The sequence below is a fragment of the Dickeya chrysanthemi NCPPB 402 genome (genome assembly GCF_000406105.1).
GTDB lineage: Bacteria > Pseudomonadota > Gammaproteobacteria > Enterobacterales > Enterobacteriaceae > Dickeya > Dickeya chrysanthemi.
On sequence record NZ_CM001974.1, the window covers coordinates 2,518,800 to 2,520,320 of the forward strand.

The window sequence follows — 1,521 nt, forward strand, 5'->3', positions numbered from 1 at the left end:
GGCGGCAACCTGCTCCAACCGCTCACCACAGGCAACTAAAGAGGTAGTTACTATGGCTGGACGCGATTCTAAGTCAGAACCCCGCGCAACTGAAGTAAAAGAACCCCAGCGGCATTACACCGTCGGTTACGTCCCCAACGGCAGCCGGGGCAACCCGCCGCCGCAACTCACCCTCAAGGGCCGCTGGCTGGAAGATCTCGGCTTTAACACCGGCCAGCCGGTTATCGTCACCGTCGAGCGCGGGCGGCTGGTGATTGAGGCGGAGATTAGGATCTGACCGGTAAAAACAAAGATCCCGGCGCAAGTGCCGGGATCGTCATTACTCATTGGGAATCAAGGATCTCATATCGGTCTATTACATATACATCTTTCACATCGCACTCTGGATAAATCCATTTCTCCCAATTATCTATTACCCATTCAACGCTGAGGCCTCTAACCTCTGATAAACAACATTCAGCAGGTAATTTAACTAATATTAGACCAGCCTTATGACCAGATGACACTATTAACCCATAAGGTCTGTCAGCATTAGATAAATCAACAACCATAAAATCGACCAAGGCTTCATATGGCCACACAGCAGGAAGGCGAAAGATGTTCCCATGTCTTAACGCTATGTTTTTTATTTCAATTAATCTTACTGGCTCTTGCATATTATTTTACCTTTAAATCATGGCCGCCTGATTTATCCATACTATTACTTATTGGCATCATCCCCATATCGACTTCTCCCTGATGCTTGCCCGTCTTAGCATTCACCTGTTCAAATCGACCATGCTGTGTATCTACCGCATATAAGTAACCATCATTACCACGATAAACATCCCTGTTATTTATCCTGGTCAGTTTATTATCTTTTACCATTCCATTCGATGGCGCTACTTGGTCCACCATTTGCTTAACTAGAGCAACTCGTTCTCCAGGCGGAAGATTATATAAACTCTCTTCAAAATGATTAACCTGCTGTCCGTTAGGTAATTTGTCAGTATTACCGCCTTGATTTTTGGAACCATTCGCACCAGCTTTGGATATCCCCCCGGCAACTCCCGCTGCCGATGCAATCGCCGCATGGCCCATCACATTGGTGACTTCTGCCGAGACTTCCGTCGAACCACCCATTGTCTGCGCACGATGCAACGACAGGTTTATCTGCGAATCCAATTCCGTCAAAGCGCTACGGGCCGCAATCCACTCTTTTTGCTCCGCCTCGCTTAACGAGCTAACTCCTTGTGTACGTGCTTTTTCTGCCAGTGCCGCCTCCTGCTGGCTGTACTCTGCACGCATGGACTTCAGCCCCTGCTCAACTACATAGCAGTCCGCCGCACTGGAACAGTTTTCTACCCGCTGCCGTTGTTCATCCGATTCTGGCCCAAACTCCCGACGAACCTCCGCAACACAAGCTTTGTCACCATTACAGGCAGCCAGTTTCTCGTAACGATCCTGACTGCGTTTGGCAGACAAAAGGTTATTCTCCACCGCCACCTGTGCCGACTGTGCGCCCTGCACCGCATCCGTGCT

The 1,521-nt window shown here is 49.2% G+C and carries 3 protein-coding genes; 1 reads left to right on the forward strand and 2 read right to left on the reverse strand.

What is annotated here, in order from left to right; all coding sequences use genetic code 11:
- On the forward strand, window positions 1-277 hold a 277-nt coding region (locus tag DCH402_RS11310), incomplete at its 5' end, for a SymE family type I addiction module toxin (RefSeq protein ID WP_411431448.1).
- A gap of 46 nt (window positions 278-323) precedes the next feature.
- Here the strand turns inward: DCH402_RS11310 and imm45 are convergent.
- Complete coding sequence (gene imm45 / locus DCH402_RS11315) at window positions 324-656, reverse strand: Imm45 family immunity protein (RefSeq protein WP_040001171.1); 333 nt, start codon at window positions 654-656, stop codon at window positions 324-326.
- Between the two features lies 1 nt (window position 657).
- A partial coding sequence (locus DCH402_RS21995) for a VENN motif pre-toxin domain-containing protein (RefSeq protein WP_040001172.1) occupies window positions 658-1,521 on the reverse strand: 864 nt, incomplete at its 5' end.

Coding starts and splice junctions, on each gene's coding strand:
- imm45 (WP_040001171.1), bottom strand. CDS start 656: ATGCAAGAGCCAGTAAGATTAATTGAAATAAAAAACATAGCGTTAAGA.